General features: G+C 51.6%; 16 protein-coding genes and 1 pseudogene. All 17 read right to left on the bottom strand.

Features of this window, described 5'->3' with window-relative positions; all coding sequences use genetic code 11:
• Positions 1-15 precede the first annotated feature (15 nt).
• Positions 16-1,389 carry an adenylosuccinate synthase gene (locus tag AC9UG7_RS09385; RefSeq protein ID WP_509586936.1) on the bottom strand — a complete coding sequence of 458 codons (1,374 nt, stop codon included), beginning with the start codon at positions 1,387-1,389 and terminating at the stop codon, positions 16-18.
• Positions 1,390-1,407: 18 nt separating this feature from the next.
• Positions 1,408-2,562: an ATP phosphoribosyltransferase regulatory subunit gene (locus AC9UG7_RS09380; protein ID WP_509586933.1), complete on the bottom strand. Its 1,155-nt coding sequence runs from the start codon at positions 2,560-2,562 to the stop codon at positions 1,408-1,410.
• A gap of 82 nt (positions 2,563-2,644) precedes the next feature.
• On the bottom strand, positions 2,645-2,812 hold the full coding sequence (locus AC9UG7_RS09375; protein ID WP_509587097.1) for a DUF2065 domain-containing protein: 168 nt from the start codon (positions 2,810-2,812) through the stop codon (positions 2,645-2,647).
• A gap of 31 nt (positions 2,813-2,843) precedes the next feature.
• Positions 2,844-3,740, bottom strand: coding sequence for a protease modulator HflC (gene hflC / locus AC9UG7_RS09370; protein WP_509586931.1), 897 nt, complete (start codon positions 3,738-3,740; stop codon positions 2,844-2,846).
• 12 nt (positions 3,741-3,752) lie between these two features.
• A complete protein-coding gene (hflK, locus tag AC9UG7_RS09365) occupies positions 3,753-5,057 on the bottom strand; it encodes an FtsH protease activity modulator HflK (protein WP_509587094.1) in 1,305 nt (434 codons plus the stop codon).
• A gap of 176 nt (positions 5,058-5,233) precedes the next feature.
• A complete protein-coding gene (gene hflX, locus AC9UG7_RS09360) occupies positions 5,234-6,403 on the bottom strand; it encodes a GTPase HflX (protein ID WP_509586929.1) in 1,170 nt (389 codons plus the stop codon).
• 32 nt (positions 6,404-6,435) lie between these two features.
• Positions 6,436-6,681 (bottom strand): RNA chaperone Hfq, encoded by a 246-nt coding sequence (gene hfq, locus AC9UG7_RS09355; protein ID WP_509586927.1) that lies wholly within the window; start codon positions 6,679-6,681, stop codon positions 6,436-6,438.
• Between the two features lie 74 nt (positions 6,682-6,755).
• Positions 6,756-8,093, bottom strand: coding sequence for a ribosome biogenesis GTPase Der (der, locus tag AC9UG7_RS09350; RefSeq protein ID WP_509586924.1), 1,338 nt, complete (start codon positions 8,091-8,093; stop codon positions 6,756-6,758).
• A gap of 16 nt (positions 8,094-8,109) precedes the next feature.
• Positions 8,110-9,246: an outer membrane protein assembly factor BamB gene (gene bamB / locus AC9UG7_RS09345; protein ID WP_509586922.1), complete on the bottom strand. Its 1,137-nt coding sequence runs from the start codon at positions 9,244-9,246 to the stop codon at positions 8,110-8,112.
• Complete coding sequence (locus AC9UG7_RS09340; protein WP_509586919.1) at positions 9,243-9,905, bottom strand: YfgM family protein; 663 nt, start codon at positions 9,903-9,905, stop codon at positions 9,243-9,245. The genes bamB and AC9UG7_RS09340 overlap by 4 nt, the downstream gene beginning before the upstream one ends.
• Positions 9,906-9,926: 21 nt before the next feature.
• Complete coding sequence (hisS, locus tag AC9UG7_RS09335) at positions 9,927-11,222, bottom strand: histidine--tRNA ligase (RefSeq protein ID WP_509586916.1); 1,296 nt, start codon at positions 11,220-11,222, stop codon at positions 9,927-9,929.
• A 22-nt stretch (positions 11,223-11,244) separates the two neighbouring features.
• Positions 11,245-12,498, bottom strand: coding sequence for a flavodoxin-dependent (E)-4-hydroxy-3-methylbut-2-enyl-diphosphate synthase (gene ispG, locus AC9UG7_RS09330; RefSeq protein WP_509586914.1), 1,254 nt, complete (start codon positions 12,496-12,498; stop codon positions 11,245-11,247).
• 18 nt (positions 12,499-12,516) lie between these two features.
• Complete coding sequence (rlmN, locus tag AC9UG7_RS09325; protein ID WP_509586913.1) at positions 12,517-13,626, bottom strand: dual-specificity RNA methyltransferase RlmN; 1,110 nt, start codon at positions 13,624-13,626, stop codon at positions 12,517-12,519.
• A gap of 22 nt (positions 13,627-13,648) precedes the next feature.
• On the bottom strand, positions 13,649-14,074 hold the full coding sequence (gene ndk, locus AC9UG7_RS09320) for a nucleoside-diphosphate kinase (protein WP_509586911.1): 426 nt from the start codon (positions 14,072-14,074) through the stop codon (positions 13,649-13,651).
• A gap of 49 nt (positions 14,075-14,123) precedes the next feature.
• A pseudogene (locus AC9UG7_RS09315) lies at positions 14,124-15,152 on the bottom strand (pseudouridine synthase); the annotation flags it as partial.
• A gap of 8 nt (positions 15,153-15,160) precedes the next feature.
• Positions 15,161-15,853 carry an SMC-Scp complex subunit ScpB gene (gene scpB / locus AC9UG7_RS09310; RefSeq protein ID WP_509586908.1) on the bottom strand — a complete coding sequence of 231 codons (693 nt, stop codon included), beginning with the start codon at positions 15,851-15,853 and terminating at the stop codon, positions 15,161-15,163.
• Positions 15,854-15,886: 33 nt separating this feature from the next.
• The gene (locus AC9UG7_RS09305; protein WP_509586905.1) at positions 15,887-16,900 is read right to left on the bottom strand and encodes an RluA family pseudouridine synthase; all 1,014 of its coding nucleotides are present in this window, start codon (positions 16,898-16,900) and stop codon (positions 15,887-15,889) included.
• Positions 16,901-16,925 lie beyond the last annotated feature (25 nt).

The following is a 16,925-nucleotide window of genomic DNA, read 5'->3' as shown; positions in this document are numbered from 1 at the left end:
GGGAATACTCTCGGTTCAGGGTTGGAATGGATCGCGGATGAGAATGGTGTGGTCACGGTCTGGGCTTGTTGAAATCATGTGAATTGGCACACCAGTTACTTCTTCAATACGCTTGAGATAGGCTTGCGCTTGAGGAGGCAATTTCTGATATTGAGTGATACCTACCGTGCTATCACTCCAGCCGTCCATGGTCTCGTAGACAGGCTGGCAATCGGCAATTTCATCTGCACCATTGGGAAGGATATGGATGAGTTGACCATGCAATTGGTATCCGGTGCATAACTTGAGTTCAGACAATCCGTCCAATACATCCAGTTTGGTGATGCATAGACCGGTTAATCCGTTGACTTGCGCACTGCGCTTAAGCAAAGCGGCATCAAACCAACCGCAGCGGCGATACCTTCCGGTGGTTGTTCCTTTTTCTGCGCCTACAGTGCTCATGTGCCAGCCAGGTGTACCCTCTACCTCCCAGTCCAACTCGCTAGGGAAAGGCCCCCCTCCCACACGTGTGCAATAGGCCTTGGTAATACCCAAGATGTAATGCAACATGCCCGGCCCTACACCTGAGCCGGCAGCAGCATTGCCTGCAACGCAATTGCTAGAGGTGACAAATGGGTAAGTGCCGTGGTCTACGTCCAGCAGGGTACCTTGTGCACCTTCGAACAAAAGATTAAGACCACTTGCATGCGCTTGGTTGAGTTCAAGCGAAACATCAGCCATCATAGGTTTGAGCAACAGGGCATGACGCATGGCTTCATCGTAGACAGGTTGAAACTGCACTTCACCATCTTGGATATATGGCTTTAAGGCGTCGCCAAAAGTGAACTCTCGCGAGCCTAAAAAACTGGTCAATATGTGGTTGTGCAAACTGAGTAATTCGCGCAACTTGGTAGCGAAACGCTCTGGATATTTAAGGTCTTGGACACGCAGTGCACGTCGGGCAATTTTGTCTTCATAAGCGGGGCCAATACCGCGTCCAGTTGTGCCGATTTTTTCTGCACCTCCCTGTTCTCTGGCCGCTTCGCGGGCCACATCTAGCGCAGCGTGAAACGGCAGAATCAAGGGGCAGGCTTCGCTGATACGAAGACGAGAACGTACTTCCACACCGGCTTTCTCTAAGCCTTCGATTTCTTCGAATAATTTTCCTGCAGACAACACCACCCCATTACCGATGTAACACCGAACACCTGGTCGCATGATGCCGCTAGGTATGAGATGAAGCGCAGTTTTTACGCCATTGATCACCAAAGTGTGTCCGGCATTGTGACCGCCTTGAAAACGGACTACACCTTGGGCGCGTTCGGTCAGCCAATCGACCAATTTGCCCTTGCCCTCGTCGCCCCATTGGGTACCCACTACCACCACGTGTCTTGACTGCTTGGTACTCATAAATTTGTAGTCTTAGTCTCAGTTGTTATTCAAGGTGCGCAGTGTCCATGTTCCATGATCGTCAAATAATTCACGGTCATAGAAAAATTCATCCACCTCGCTGTCATGGCCAGGCAGCAAACAAACAACAGTTTGCCCTTGACTGCGCAATTTCGCAATGGCTTGGCTCAGTTGTGCATCTTCACGCCATGGCGCACGAATGGCAGCTTGTAATTTCGGGTGTGGCAACAAACCCACCAAAGCCTTGATATCAAGGCTGAATCCAACAGCAGGACGTTTACGCCCAAAAATAGCCCCGACTTCATCGTAGCGACCGCCTCGAACCAAGGCGTCACTGGTCTCTGGTACGAAGATAGAAAAACGAGGCCCGCTGTAATACGCATAGCCTCTCAAATCAGCCAAGTCAATGCTGACCGGGTAGTCTGCGTGATCTGCCAGCCATTCAAGTTCTTGCAGAGATTGCAGCACCTCAGGCCAGTCGGCAAATTCCAGTCGGGCTTGCTTCAATAAGCTGATGTCCCCATACATCTGAACCATCGCTTGCAAACCTTTGGCAAGCGATGTCGGTAAATGTTGGCAGATTTCTCGCATCCCGCTGACATTTTTGTGCGCCAATGCTTCGGTGATGCGAGCAGACAACTCGGCATTGGTTTCATGGTTTTTAAGCAAGGCAGGAAGAATACGTGCGTGACTCAAATCCACATGGAAACTTTTCAGACCCGATGAGTGCAGACTTTGCATGGCCAATTGAAGTATTTCCAAGTCTGCTTCCAAGCCGGCGTGTCCGTAAATTTCTGCGCCCATTTGCAGGGGTTCTCTGGTTGCATAAGGACTGGCAGGCAAGGTGTGCACCACAGAGCCGCAATAACAAAGCCGGGTAACGCCACTTCGGTTGAGGAGGTGGGCATCTATACGAGCAGCTTGGGGGGTGGTGTCTATGCGTAAACCCAGGGTTCGGCCGGACAATTGATCGACCATTTTGAATGTTTGGAGATCCTGTACGCTGCCTGAGGCTGATAAGAGAGATTCGATATGTTCAACCAAGGGCGGCATGACCAATTCGTAGCCAAAGCCACGCGCCGTATCTAGGCACAGTCGACGCAATTCTTCAATATGCCGGGCCTCTGAAGGCAAAACATCCGCTATGTGATCCGGCAAAACCCAGGCAGCCATGAGAGTAAAGTGCTGTTAAAAAAGAGATTCTACTGGTCTGTGATAGTAAGGCGCTGATGCCAACCCTGGCTCGGCGAGGGCGTCATTTCAGCCACTCCAACATTACCAAGCCAACCAATACACAACCAAGCCCTATGAACCTTATTTGACCGTCCGACAGCTGCATGATTTGCATAAAAGTGCGACGCCAAGAGGCAGGTGATATGAAGGGTAAAAAACCTTCAACAATCAGCACCAGTGCAAACGCCATCCACAAAGTCTCTCGGTCCACGGTAGAGAGCTTATTTTTTTGCAGGTGCTGCAGACCCGCTTCCGCGCATGGCTTTGAAAAAATCACTGCCAGGGTCTAACACCATGACATCCGACTTTTTGTTGAAGCTGGCTTTGTAGGCTTCTATGCTTTGGTAGAACTGGGCAAATTGGGCATCTTTGCCAAAGGCGTCAGCATACAAACGGGCAGCCTCGGCATCGCCCTCACCTTTGATTTTTTGCGCATCCCTGTAGGCATTAGCCAAAGTGACTTCGCGCTGACGATCCGCATCTGCGCGGATTTTTTCACCCTCAGCAGCACCGGTAGATCGCAACTCATTGGCCACTCGCTTGCGTTCGGCCTCCATGCGGCGATAAACAGACTCAGTGATGGTGTCTACATAATCTGCACGGGTGATTCGGACATCAACCACATCAATTCCCCAAGGGTTAGAGCCTTTGACAATTTCCAAAACTTCACGCTTGACGTCCACCATCAGTGCTTCGCGCTTGAGGGATAACAGGTCTTTGACGGTTCGTTTGTTGATTTCTTCCTGAAAAGCATTGCGCACCACGCGCGTGAGTTGCTGCGCACCGGCTTTTTCATCCAAGCCCACATTGCGAATGTACTGAGAGGGGTCGGAAATGCGCCAACGCACATACCAGTCAATCACCATGCGTTGCTTTTCAGCCGTCAGCATCGGTTCTGAGTCCACGTTGTCCAGCGTCAGCAGCCGCTTGTCGATGAAGTTGACGTTTTGTAGCGGCGGGGGAAGTTTGAAATTCAAGCCAGGTTCAGTGATCACTTTCTTGATTTGTCCAAGCGAATACACCACGCCATATTGACGCTGGTCAACCACAAAAACAGTCGAACTGAGGATGAGCAATGCCAGCAACAGTGAGGAAATATAAAAACCTAATTTATTCATGTCTGTTACACCTTATCGAAGATCGCGGTCACGCTGACGGTTGTCGCGGCTGCGGCTGCTGCTTTCTATGGTGGCAGGCGCTGGAACTGAACTGTTACTGCTGCTTGAATCATTACCAGAACTGGCCGCAGATGCGGGGGATTCAACTGGGTTGACGCCATTCATCTGCATGATTTTGTCTAAAGGGAGGTACAACATATTGGAACCCTGACGAGACTCCACCAATACCTTGGTGACATTGCTGTACATCTCTTTCATGGCATTGATGTAAAGCCTGTCTCGCGTGACCTGTGGCGCTTTCTGGTATTCGCTGTAAAGCGAGCGAAAGCGTTGTGCATCGCCTTGAGCCTGAGCCACGATGCGGGATTTGTAAGCATCCGCTTCTTGCTTGAGTCGAGATGCAGAACCGACGGCCCTAGGTATCACATCGTTGGCGTAGGCTTCAGCTTCATTTTTAGCGCGTTCGCGCTCCTGTCCAGCTTTGAGCACATCATCAAAAGCCGCTTGAACTTGTTCAGGGGGGCGGACGCCACCTTGCTGCAAGTTGATACCAACAACTTCGATACCTACGTTGTAGTGATCCAAAATGGTTTGCATAATGGCGCGAACACGCGGCGCAATTTGCTCGCGGTCTTCTGATAGTGCAGCGTCCATACGCATTTTGCCGACAACCTCACGTACCGCAGTCTCTGCCGCTTGCATCACTGCATCAGTCGGATTTTTACTTTCAAATAAATAGGCTCGTGCATCAGTCAGGCGGTATTGCACTGCAAACTTGATCTCGACGATATTTTCATCCTCGGTCAACATGGCGGATTCGCGCAAACCCGTGGCTTTGATGACGGCATCGCGCCCAATATCCAGAGATCGAATTTGGGTAACAAAAACAACCTCATGGCGCTGAATGGGGTAAGGCATGCGCCAGTTGATACCCGCCCCTACGGTGCTGTTGTAGCGGCCGAACTGGGTGATGACGGCTTGCTGTCCCTCTTGCACAATGAAAAAACCAGTAGACATCCAAATTAAAAACAATACGGTCAATACCACTCCGATGCCAAGGCGCGCGTTCTTAAAGGGCTCTGGAAAACCGCCGCCTGAACCCGGCGGATGAGATCCAGGTCCGCCTTTACCGCCGAACAACTGACCTAATTTACGGTTCAGATCACGCCAAAGCTCATCGAGATCAGGCGGGCCGTTGGAAGGGGGGGGACGACGATTCCCTTCAGGAGGTGGATTCTGGCCAGGTTCATTGCCATTAGAGGCATTGTTTGGTTGCTCTTCGCCCCGTCCCCATTTGCCGTCGTTCAAATTGAACATGCCAAGTAAACGCCGCCAAACGGCAGCCACAAAAAGGCGAACCCAATGTGCAAACCATTGCAGGTGGGTTAATCCGTTCATCAAAGGCCAAGGCCGAGTTTTATTGTTCATATGCAATCAGTAAAAAAAAAGCTGCAGAGCGACATTGTGCCTAAAGAGATTGACATCCTAAATCCTTATGCAGTGAGATCGGCGGGCAGTAGGGTTAAACGCTCTTCTTCCTGCTTGTGCGAATGTTCTAGCAAACGTTGGCGCAAACTGTCCAAATTCAACCCACTGCGGGCACTCAAAAAAATTCTGGGAATAGAAAGACCCTCAAAAAGATACACATCCTGAACAAATGCAGGGCGTCTGTCTTCTGGTAACGCATCAATTTTGTTAAAAATCAGCCATTGGGGAACCTGATCCGCCCCGATATCCTTCAATACTGACATGACTTGTTGAATTTGTTCAGGGTAAGCAGGATGAGACGCATCCACCACATGCAGCAGCAGATCGGCCGAGGTAGCCTCTTGTAATGTGGCTTCGAAAGCGTCTACCAGTCCATGTGGCAAGTCGCGTATGAATCCCACAGTGTCAGAGATGGACAACTGACTGCCACCACCGTCATCATGCGGCAAATACAACTGTCGGGTGGTGGTATCCAAAGTGGCGAACAGTTGATCAGCCGCATACGCTCGTGCTTTCACAAGTGAATTGAACAATGTGGACTTGCCTGCGTTGGTATAGCCGACCAAAGACACATTGAACACTTGATTTCGTTGACGTTGTTTGCGCTGGGTATTGCGTTGGCGCTTGACTTTAGACAAGCGCTCTTTGGTGCGTTTGATGGATTCACCGATCATGCGCCTGTCAAGCTCTATTTGGGTCTCTCCCGGGCCGCCTCTGTTTCCGATACCGCCGCGTTGACGCTCCAAGTGTGACCAGCGCCTGACCAAACGCGTGCTCAAGTACTGCAAGCGAGCCAGTTCTACCTGTAATTTACCTTCGTGGCTGCGGGCACGCTGGGCAAATATCTGCAATATCAACATGGTGCGATCATTGACGGGCATTCCTAAATGGCGTTCAAGGTTACGCTGTTGAGCAGGTGACAAAGACTGGTCAAACAACACTTCTGAAGCACCGTGAAGCAAGGCCAGTTCTTTGATTTCGTCCGCTTTTCCAGAGCCGACAAACATAGCAGCATCCGGCGCTTTGCGGTTACATGTCAGTCGAAACACAGGTTCAAGTCCCGCAGTCAAAGACAACTGAGCGAGCTCGTTCAACTCGCTGTCGAAATGAGGCGTACCAAAATCCACACCCACCAATAATGCAGTGGTCGTTGGTTCTTGTTCAGTGGGAGTCAAGTTGTTTATTTGCAGGTGTGGCAGTCATTGATTTATTCGGCAGACTCGATGCCATCATCCTGTGCAAAGTTAACCGGTCTGGCAGGAACAATGGTGGAGATGGCATGTTTGTATACCATCTGAGTGACTGTGTTGCGCAACAGAACCACATACTGATCGAATGATTCGATTTGCCCTTGGAGTTTGATGCCATTAACCAAATAAATGGAGACTGGCACATGCTCTTTACGCAAAATGTTCAGGAACGGGTCTTGTAAAAGTTGCCCTTTTTGATTCACGATATTCTCCGTGTTTGATGAGGAAGTTCGTAACATACCACAGCTTAATGCCTCAGTATTTCACTGGAAGGATATCAATCCTTGTCTGTGTAGGGGTTATGAGATGTCTTCATTTCTATCCGTAATGGCGTACCTTCCAGCGAAAAAGCTTTGCGAAACCGGCCCTCCAGATATCGTTTGTACGAATCTGTGACGTGTTCGAGTGAGTTGCCGTGCACAACTATCACTGGTGGATTCATACCGCCTTGATGTGCATACCTGAGTTTGGGTCGAAACATGCCGCCGCGCTTGGGTGCTTGAAATTGAACAGCTTCAAGCAATAACCTGGTCAGTATGGGTGTAGACATTTTGCACATAGCTGATTGATGTGCCTGCGAAATGGATAACCAAACCGGGCCCAGACCTTGACGCTTGACAGCAGATATGTGGTGCAGTTTGGCAAACTTCAAAAATGCCAATCGACTTTCAATAGATCGCGCCAGCAGTTCTTTTTGGTAGTCGTCAACTGCGTCCCATTTGTTGACAACCAGCACCACTGCTCTGCCTGTTTCAAGGATATATCCAGCAATGTGAGCATCTTGGTCCGTGACACCTTGGGTGGCGTCTAGCAAAAGTACAGCGACATTCGAAGATTCAATCGCCTGCAGGGTTTTGACGACAGAGAATTTTTCAATGGCTTCAAATACTTTTCCACGACGTCGCAAACCAGCGGTGTCGATCAACTCAAATTGTTGGCCGTTACGTTCAAATGGAACGCTGATGGCATCGCGGGTCGTGCCAGGAAGGTCAAAGGCAACCAACCGTTCCTCCCCCAACCATGTATTGATCAACGTAGATTTACCGACATTGGGACGGCCCACCACCGCCAGCTTCAAAGGCTTGATGACGCCGTTGTCCTCTTCTTCTTCCTCTTCGGGCAGGTGTAAAGGTTCAAGGGCAGCCTCGATCATGCTGCGAATACCCTGTCCATGAGAAGCTGACACAGGCATCACTTCGCCGAGTCCAAGCTCGAAAAATTCACCCAGCTTGATGCCGTTTTGCATGCCCTCGGCTTTGTTGGCGACCAGCAGACAGGGTTTGCCTAAGCGACGTAAATAATTTCCGATGTCATAGTCTTGAGAAGACAAACCTTCACGGGCATCAACAACAAAAATAACCGCATCAGATTCAGCCACTGCTTGGCGCGTTTGTTTGGCCATTTCCTTGAATATGCCGCTTTCCGCGTCTGGTTCAAAACCACCTGTATCGATGACAATGAATTCATGCTTGCCATGTTTGGCGTTGCCGTAGTGTCTGTCGCGTGTTAGGCCAGCATAGTCAGCAACGATAGCATCGCGGGTTTTGGTGATGCGGTTAAACAGCGTTGATTTACCGACATTGGGACGGCCGACAATGGCCAGGACAGGTTTCACAGTTGAATGATACCGATCACGGCAGTTGGTAAGCCGAGAGTTGACCGTTGCGAGACAACATCACAAAGCCTCCATCGGCCAATGGGGTCGGTGCAGAGGCAAAACCAGAAGCAGTGGTTTGCAAACGGTTCAGCAAACTGCCATCCTTACCAGAGAGGACATATATCCATCCACCCTCATCACCGACCACCACACCCTTGGTTGTCCATAAGGGGGCAGAGAGTTCACGGTACTTCAAACGGTCTGTATCCCAAACTCTTTCTCCGGTGGAACGCGACCACGCTCTGACGACGCCATTGGATTCACTGCTGACAAGGACTTCAGCCTCACCGCCTAGACCTTTGATTCCCACAGAAGATTTGTTCCAAACCAATGCACCTCGGCTGGCATCCACGCACCCGATTTGCGCTTGAAATGCCCGAACGCAGACTGAATTGCGAACACGGGATGGACTTGCCACCAAGTCAACCAGTCGCTCTAAGTCATTGATGCCACGAGGGTTAGCGATGGCAACATCCCAAAGGATTTGACCGTTATCAGGGTTGAGAGAAACCAGATGGCCGCCCATGCCCGCCAGCAAACTGTTTTGGAATGCAGAAAGTACGCCGTTTTGTTTTAACACCAAGGGTTCGCCAGGGCGTTGTTGTGTCCACAGCGGCTGCCCAGTGCCCGCATCAAAAGCAGCAACCGAGCGATCAGCCAACAAAACAAATACCCTATCACCAGCGACCAAAGGATTGGTGTAGGACTGAGCTTTCATGCGTTTACGCCACAGTAACTTGCCGTCTTGCAGCACGACCAGTTCGTTAGATGCAGAGATAACCGCCAGTTTTTCACCATCGAAACCTGCACCGGAAAGCAAACGCATGCCCAATGCGTACTTCCATGATAGTTTTCCATCCGTGGTGTTCACCACCGCAACAGTGCCATCGGCAGATGCAAGTGCGACATGGTCATTGACTATCTGCAAGCTCTGGTTCAATTGATCTGTTGCAGCGAATTTAAATGTCCACAGCGTTTTGATAGCTTGCTGTGCCTTGAATTCACCTATGGGAGGCGGCTCAGGCCGGGACGATGATCCACATGCCGCCAGCAAGCCCAGCAAAACCAAACCAATTGCTGAAGTAAAAATAGAGGAACGGCGGATCTTCATGGATGTGATGCTGGCTGGGGATTGACACCTAAAGCGGCCAACTTGATTTCAATCAGTCGACGGTATTCATTTTTTTCTTCCATGGCCTTCCAAGCAGATAGGAAATAAGCTTTGGCTTCTTCTTTTTTGTCCTGCATCATCGCAATATCGCCCAAACGGTCGTCATAAAGCGCCTGAAAACCAGTGGGCGCTTTTTGACCCGCCAGCCAGCTTTGTGCTTTAGCAGGGTTTTTACGCTCGATATCAATGGCGGACATACGCAATCGCGCCAACGCAACAAATCCAGCGTCTGAGGACTGGTCAATCACCCATGCAAAACTTTTTTCCGCCTCGACATAGTCTGCTTTGTCCGTATAAACGCGGGCAGCCAGCAGTGAAGCCTGTTGCGCAGCGGTGGTACGGGGAAACTGAGATTGCAAATCAGACAATGAACGAGACATCAACTTTTCGTCTTTGCCACGCACAGACTTTTCAAAGGTGTCATACAACTTGGCCGCTTTCGTAGCCTGATGTTGTTGCCAATAATTCCAACCGTTCCAGCCTGCATAAATAAGCAACACAACGGTCAATAAACCGCTGATCAGGTTACCCCAGCGGTTCCAAAAATGTTTGAACTGGTCAAGTTGTTCTTGTTCTTCAAGGTCAAGATGGGTAGCCATGCGTTTCCAACTGTGCAAATATCAAAAGCTTGATTGTAGGCTGTGGCCCCATTCAGCAGTCTTGAGCAGGGATTCGGTTCTTTGCGCCCCTGTTCCGTCCCTTAAGGCCTTGATGGTGACTTGCTGCTGGGCCAATTCGTCAGCCCCGAAAATCAGCGCATAACTTGCGCCGCTGGCATCGGCTTTTTTGAACTGTGACTTCATGCTGCCCATGCCTCCCGAGGAATCTGCAGGTGAGTGCATTTGAACTGACACGCCCATTTGTCGCAAAGATTGCAGCACCGGCGTCACCAAAGGCAAGGCGTCGGCATCAGAAATGACGGCGTAGGCATCTGGCGTGACTTCGGGAGAGGCGTTGCCTTGCTCTTTCAAAAGTTCCAACACGCGTTCCACCCCCAGTGCCCAGCCGACAGCAGGGGCAGGCTTGCCGCCGATTTCCCCGATCAGGTAGTCATAGCGGCCGCCACCACATACCGTGCCCTGCGATCCCAGACGCTCGGTAATGAACTCAAACACAGTCAAGTTGTAATAGTCCATGCCACGCACCAAACGCGGATTGATGCTGTAAGCCACCCCGTTTGCGTCCAAAATCGCGCGCACCTTGTTGAAGTGAGCCAGACTTTCCTCACCAAGAAAATCCAGCAATTGGGGTGCTGCATCGTTCAAGGCTTTCATCGCCGGGTTTTTACTGTCCAAAATTCTGAGTGGGTTGGTGTGCAAGCGTCGTTTGGCATCCTCGTCCAGAAGGGTTGCGTTTTGCTCGAAATAATGAATCAAAGCGGCACGGTGTTGCATCCGCTCCGGCGGTTGACCCAAACTGTTGAGCTCGAGTCGAACATCCTGTAAATCAATGGCTTTCCACAACGCGCTAGCCAGCAGTATCAACTCGGCGTCCAGCTCGGCACCGCCAAAGCCCAGCGCCTCAGCCCCGATCTGATGGAACTGCCGGTAACGACCACGCTGGGGGCGTTCATGGCGAAACATGGGGCCCGTGTAATACAAGCGCTTGCCACCTTCATACAACAGGTTGTGCTCAACCACCGCGCGAACCACGCCGGCGGTGGATTCGGGTCGCAACGTCAGTTGTTCACCGTTCAACCGGTCCTCAAAGGAATACATTTCTTTCTCGACAATGTCGGTGACCTCGCCAAGACCACGCACAAACAAAGCAGTAGGCTCAACAATGGGCGTACGTATATTGCGATAGGCATGTAAACGCATGACTTCGCGCACAGCCGTCTCCAGCGCCTCCCAACGAGCAGACTCGGGCGGCAATATGTCGTTCATGCCTTTGACGGCGGTCAGTTTTTCAGCCATGGGTTTGTTTCGTGGTCAGCGCTTAGGCCTTGACCGCATATTTCTTGTGAACGTAGTTTTCGACAATGTCGTGGAATTCTTTGGCGATATTGTCGCCGCGCAAGGTCACCGCCTTTTCGCCGTCAATAAACACTGGTGCCGCGGGAGCTTCTCCGTTACCCGGCAAACTGATGCCTATGTCAGCATGCTTGCTTTCACCAGGCCCATTGACGATGCAACCCATGACAGCCACTTTCAGATTTTCTACACCGGGAAATTGTTTGCGCCAGACGGGCATTTGGTAACGCAGGTAATCGTCAATTTGCATGGCGAGTTCCTGAAACGTGGTGCTGGTCGTGCGTCCGCAGCCAGGGCAAGCGGTCACACTTGGTACAAAGCTGCGTAAACCCAATGCTTGAATGATTTCGGTGGCAATCAGCACTTCTTGCGTGCGTGCTTCACCCGGTTGCGGAGTCAGCGATACACGGATGGTGTCACCTATGCCTTCTTGTAACAACACGCCCAGGGCCACGCTGGAAGCAGCCGTGCCTTTGGTGCCCATGCCAGCTTCGGTCAAACCCAAATGCAACGGATGGTTGGTACAGTGGGCAAGTTCGCGGTAGACGGCTATCAAGTCCTGCACGCCGCTCATTTTGCAACTCAAAATGATTTGCTCTCTGGCCAAACCCAGTTTTTCAGCCAGTTCTGCAGACTCAAGCGCAGACGTAACCAGCGCTTGGTACATCACCTGCTTCGCATCCCAAGGATGGGCCCGCACAGCGTTATCGTCCATCAGTCGCACCAGCAGTTCCTGGTCCAGGCTGCCCCAGTTGACGCCGATGCGCACCGCCTTGTCATAGCGGATGGCAGCTTCAATCATTTGTGCAAATTGTTTGTCGTGCTTGTCGCCTTTGCCGACGTTACCTGGGTTGATGCGGTATTTGGACAGCGCCTTGGCACACTCGGGAAATTCAGTCAAGAGACGGTGACCGTTGTAATGGAAGTCGCCAATGAGCGGCACATGCACGCCCATTTTGTCGAGTTGTTCGCGTATGTACGGAACCGCCTTGGCAGATTCAGGTGTATCTACCGTGATTCGAACCAACTCCGATCCGGCCAATGCCAATTCCTTGACCTGAATGGCGGTACCGATGGCATCAGCCGTGTCGGTGTTGGTCATTGACTGCACACGGACTGGCGCATCGCCACCGACTGTGACGATTTGCTCGCCCCAGCTGATGCGGGCTTGCAGGCTGCGATGACGGATAGGCTTGGAAAATGGAATAGGTTGATTCATGCGGTGATTTTGCCGTAATCAAGCGTGAATACGGATGGTTTTAGCTCGTCTACCCGCAACATCAGTGCGGTCTTGGATGTCGCCAGCCAATTGCCCGCACGCAGCAGCAATATCGTCTCCACGGGTTTTGCGGATGGTAGTCACGATACCTGCCTCAGACAACAAAGCTGCAAAAGCTTTGACGCGGGTTGGCGTTGACCTGAGCAGGCCCGAGGCAGGAAATGGGTTGAAAGGGATCAGGTTGAATTTGCAAGGCAGCGGTTCGCCGTGCGGCGGGCGCACCAGCGCAACCAATGCCCTGGCATGCGCATCGCTGTCATTAACGCTATCTAGCATGCAGTATTCGAAAGTAATGAAGTCTCGCGGCGCATAAGCCAAGTAATCTCGGCAGGCTTGCATTAACTCGGCAAGGGGAAATTTCTGATTCAGCGGAACCAGTCTGTCACGTAACTCGTCGTCAGGCGCATGCAACGATACGGCCAAGGCAACCGGACAATCTTGGCTGAGTCGCTCAATCATTGGCACCACACCTGAGGTGGACACGGTCACACGGCGTCGCGACATGCCGTAACCATGGTCGTCCAGCATGGTTTTCAAAGCAGGCACCAAAGCGGTGTAGTTTTGCAGCGGCTCACCCATGCCCATCATCACGACGTTGGAGATGACACGTTCATCAGTCCCCAGTTCCCGACGCAAAGTGGTTTCAGCAAACCAAAGCTGAGCAAGTATTTCAGCAGTGGTGAGGTTTCTGCTGAAACCTTGTGCGCCTGTTGAACAAAAGGGGCAACCCACGGCGCAACCAGCTTGCGAGGAAACGCACAGGGTTCCTCGGTCGGTTTCGGGGATAAACACAGTTTCAATCGCGTTGCCCTGCCCCACATCAAACATCCATTTGATGGTGCCGTCTAGAGAGTCATGCCGGGAAACCACTGTCAAGGCGCGTACCTCGGCTTGGTCTTGCAACATCAATCGCAGGCTTTGTGCAAGATCGGTCATCAACGCAAAATCAGATACCCCTTTGTGGTGTATCCAGCGAAAAAGCTGAGTCGCACGGAATTTTTTTTCGCCCTGCGCCTCGCACCAAGCCACCAACCCGTCGAGATCAAAGTCGAGCAGATTGGTTTTCATGGTCAGGCGGGGCAAGCCGCCATCAACGGTTGAAAACGTTCAGGCCAGCAAAAAAGAAGGCGATTTCGTTCGCGGCTGTGTCAGGGCCATCAGATCCGTGCACGGCATTGGCATCAATACTGTCTGCAAAGTCAGCGCGGATAGTGCCTTTGTCGGCCTTTTTAGGGTCGGTCGCGCCCATCAGGTCGCGATTTTTCAATATGGCGCTTTCACCTTCAAGCACTTGAATCATGACAGGTCCAGAAATCATGAAATCGACCAAATCTTTGAAAAACGGACGCGCCTTGTGAACAGCGTAAAAAGCCTCGGCTTCAGCTTGGCTGAGATGCGCCATGCGCGAAGCTATGATTTTCAGACCGGCACCTTCAAAGCGGCTGTAGATTTGGCCGATGACGTTTTTGGCGACAGCGTCGGGTTTGATGATGGAGAGTGTGCGTTCAATGGCCATGTGAAAAGTTTCCAGAAAGTTAACAAAAATTGAGGACAAATATCCCGTATCAGCTGATTTTAGCCCTGCGCGGCAATACCTTTTTGCGTGAGGCCTGTGTTTTTTGGTCTCGCCGCTGTCTTGACAGGCTGTCGGCGCCAATGAAATCTGGTTTGGCTGCACCAACGGCTTGGTTTGAGCGGGTATTTCGCGCAACTGCTGGGGCCGGTGTGGACTGGCGAACACCAGCTGACTTGGCAGATACCCGACCCAATCCTGCACTGCGAATCAGTTGTTCAGTATCGACGCCATCGAGCTCCATGCATTCACCTCGCTTTAAGCCGCGCGGCAACAACATTTTGCCGTAGCGAATACGAATCAGGCGGCTGACAGCATGGCCTACGGCTTCAAACATACGGCGCACTTCACGGTTGCGGCCTTCCTGAATCGTTACTCGGTACCAACAATTGGCGCCCTCACCGCCGCCCTCCTCCAAGCTGCCAAAACGGGCCTCCCCGTCTTCCAATTGCACGCCTTCGAGCAATTTGGCTTTTTCAATATTGCTTAAATGACCCAGCACACGCACTGCATATTCCCGCTCCAAACCGAAACGCGGGTGCATCAGTTTGTTGGCCAATTCGCCCGAATTGGTGAACAGCAACAGCCCTTCGGTATTTAAATCCAGACGCCCGACGGATTGCCACTTGCCCGTTTGTAAACGCGGTAATTTTCGGAAAACAGTAGGACGGCTTTGCGGATCATCGCGGCTGACAATTTCCCCGGCGGGCTTGTGATAGGCGATGACGCGCGGCGGTGGCGGCTCTATGCGAACAAACAGTGGTTTACCGTTGACTTTGATGCGATCACCGTATTGGATTCGTTGGCCTACGTGGGCAGGTTCGTCATTGACCAGAACCTTTCCGTCGACGATAAGTTGTTCCATGTCCAATCGTGAACCCAGACCGGACTGGGCCAAGACTTTGTGAAGTTTGGGGGTGTCAGGTTGTGCGCTCAGCACACGTTTAAGAGGCTCGGGATGCGTACTGTGTTGAGCCTGACTGTCGTAGGCACCAGAGACAATTTCATCAAATTGAATACCGGTTTTAGTCAAGGTGTGGTACCCGCACGGTTGTTATCTTCTGCAGATGGACTTTCAGTCAGAGGCAGGTCTATCGTGACGGATGGACTTTCTGAATCCATATGTTCTTCAGTATCAAGAGAAATTTGCATTTGCGCCGGGTCAGCCTCTTCTGTGGTGGCCAATTGGTCGAAAAACCCTTGGGTCGCACCCTGGGTTTCCAGCGGGGGTAATTGGTCCAACGATGAAATACCTAAATCGTCCAAAAACTGACGAGTGGTGGCATAGAGCATAGGTCGGCCTACAGTTTCGCGATGACCGATGACTTCCACCCAGCCACGGTCCTCCAATTGTTTAATCACCAGCGAATTGACTGTCACACCGCGTATGTCTTCCATGTCGCCCCGAGTCACAGGCTGTCGATAAGCAATGATGGCCAAGGTTTCCATCGCAGCGCGGGAATATTTAGGCGGTTTTTCCGGATGTAATCTGTCCAAAAAATCTTGCATCTCTGGTCTGCTTTGCATACGCCAACCGCTGGCCACTTGCACCAGTTCAAGACCGCGTTGCTGCCAGTCCTGTTGAATGGACTCAAGCAAAGTTTTCAAAGTGTCTGCGCCAAGTTCATCATGGAACAACTGGCGTAATTCCCTGACCTGAAGGGGTTGGGAGGCGCATAACAAAGCCGTCTCTAGGACCCGCTTGGCATCCAGGGTATTCATAGTCGGTCATCCGGGGGAAAACAATCCGCCATTCTATCCGAGGGGGTTATTCAGCCCCATTTCAGAGAGTGCGGCTTGCATATCCAAGGGCAAAAGCGCTTCAAACTGCATCGCTTCTGCGGTGAACGGATGTTTGAAGCCCAGCCTGAATGCATGCAACGCCTGCCTTGCCAGCGAAGCACTTGCTGAGCCACCATACAAACCATCTGCCAGCAATGGCAATCCAATGGCAGCCATATGTACACGAATTTGATGGGTACGCCCTGTATGCAAGGTGCAATGCACCAAGCAACCTTGATCATTGCTGTCAAGGCTTTGCAAGCTGGTGTGTGCCGCTTTGCCAGATTGTTTTTGTAAATCAATCACAGCCATACGCAAGCGTTGTCGCGGGTCCCTGCCAATCGGCAACTCAACCTCACGGCGAACGTCACCACGCCAGGGACGTTGGCTCACTGCCAAGTATTCGCGATGGACTTCACGCGCAGCAATCATGTGAACCAAGGCATCCATACAGAGCCGGGTACGTGCTACCACCATCAAACCGCTGGTGTCTTTGTCCAATCGGTGAACAATCCCGGCGCGAGGCACCTGCGCTGCCGTAGGGTCCATAGCGAGCAAGCCATTCAGTAAAGTACCGCTCCAATTACCAGGTGCAGGATGGACCACCAAGCCTGCTGGTTTATGGATGATCCTCAAGTGCTCATCTTCGTAAACTACGTTTAACGACATGGGCTGAGGCACATAGGCCTGCGACATGGGGGTTGGTTGCAAGCGTACTTTGATGGCTTCGGCAGCCTTGACCAAATAAGCCACTTTGGCGATAGGAATCGCTGACACATTGGAGCTGACGTAGCCATCTTCGATCAGGTGCTTGAGATGATTGCGCGAAAATTCAGGCATCAATTGAACCAAGGCACGATCAAGACGCTGGCGATGAAGTTCAGCAGGTATTTCCAAATGTCTTTCCTCAACTTCTATGTCAAGGTCATCGGGCTCAGCATCCCCGGGCAAGGTCGATAAAGGGATTTGGCTGGCTGTGGGGTGCATCGTTGATAATCTGCTTAGTTCAATG

It is taken from the genome of Limnohabitans sp., assembly GCF_046052765.1.
GTDB lineage: Bacteria > Pseudomonadota > Gammaproteobacteria > Burkholderiales > Burkholderiaceae_C > Limnohabitans.
This window is presented reverse-complemented; position numbering and strand designations above follow the sequence as displayed.

What these genes read in the sequence shown, in the direction of transcription:
- AC9UG7_RS09305 (WP_509586905.1), bottom strand. Translation starts at nt 16,900, where the DNA reads ATGCACCCCACAGCCAGCCAAATCCCTTTATCGACCTTGCCCGGGGAT.
- scpB (WP_509586908.1), bottom strand. Translation starts at nt 15,853, where the DNA reads ATGAATACCCTGGATGCCAAGCGGGTCCTAGAGACGGCTTTGTTATGC.
- ndk (WP_509586911.1), bottom strand. Translation starts at nt 14,074, where the DNA reads ATGGCCATTGAACGCACACTCTCCATCATCAAACCCGACGCTGTCGCC.
- hisS (WP_509586916.1), bottom strand. Translation starts at nt 11,222, where the DNA reads ATGGCTGAAAAACTGACCGCCGTCAAAGGCATGAACGACATATTGCCG.
- hflC (WP_509586931.1), bottom strand. Translation starts at nt 3,740, where the DNA reads ATGAATAAATTAGGTTTTTATATTTCCTCACTGTTGCTGGCATTGCTC.
- AC9UG7_RS09375 (WP_509587097.1), bottom strand. Translation starts at nt 2,812, where the DNA reads ATGGCGTTTGCACTGGTGCTGATTGTTGAAGGTTTTTTACCCTTCATA.
- AC9UG7_RS09380 (WP_509586933.1), bottom strand. Translation starts at nt 2,562, where the DNA reads ATGGCTGCCTGGGTTTTGCCGGATCACATAGCGGATGTTTTGCCTTCA.
- bamB (WP_509586922.1), bottom strand. Translation starts at nt 9,246, where the DNA reads ATGAAGATCCGCCGTTCCTCTATTTTTACTTCAGCAATTGGTTTGGTT.
- rlmN (WP_509586913.1), bottom strand. Translation starts at nt 13,626, where the DNA reads ATGAAAACCAATCTGCTCGACTTTGATCTCGACGGGTTGGTGGCTTGG.
- AC9UG7_RS09385 (WP_509586936.1), bottom strand. Translation starts at nt 1,389, where the DNA reads ATGAGTACCAAGCAGTCAAGACACGTGGTGGTAGTGGGTACCCAATGG.
- ispG (WP_509586914.1), bottom strand. Translation starts at nt 12,498, where the DNA reads ATGAATCAACCTATTCCATTTTCCAAGCCTATCCGTCATCGCAGCCTG.
- hflK (WP_509587094.1), bottom strand. Translation starts at nt 5,057, where the DNA reads ATGTTCAATTTGAACGACGGCAAATGGGGACGGGGCGAAGAGCAACCA.
- AC9UG7_RS09340 (WP_509586919.1), bottom strand. Translation starts at nt 9,905, where the DNA reads ATGGCTACCCATCTTGACCTTGAAGAACAAGAACAACTTGACCAGTTC.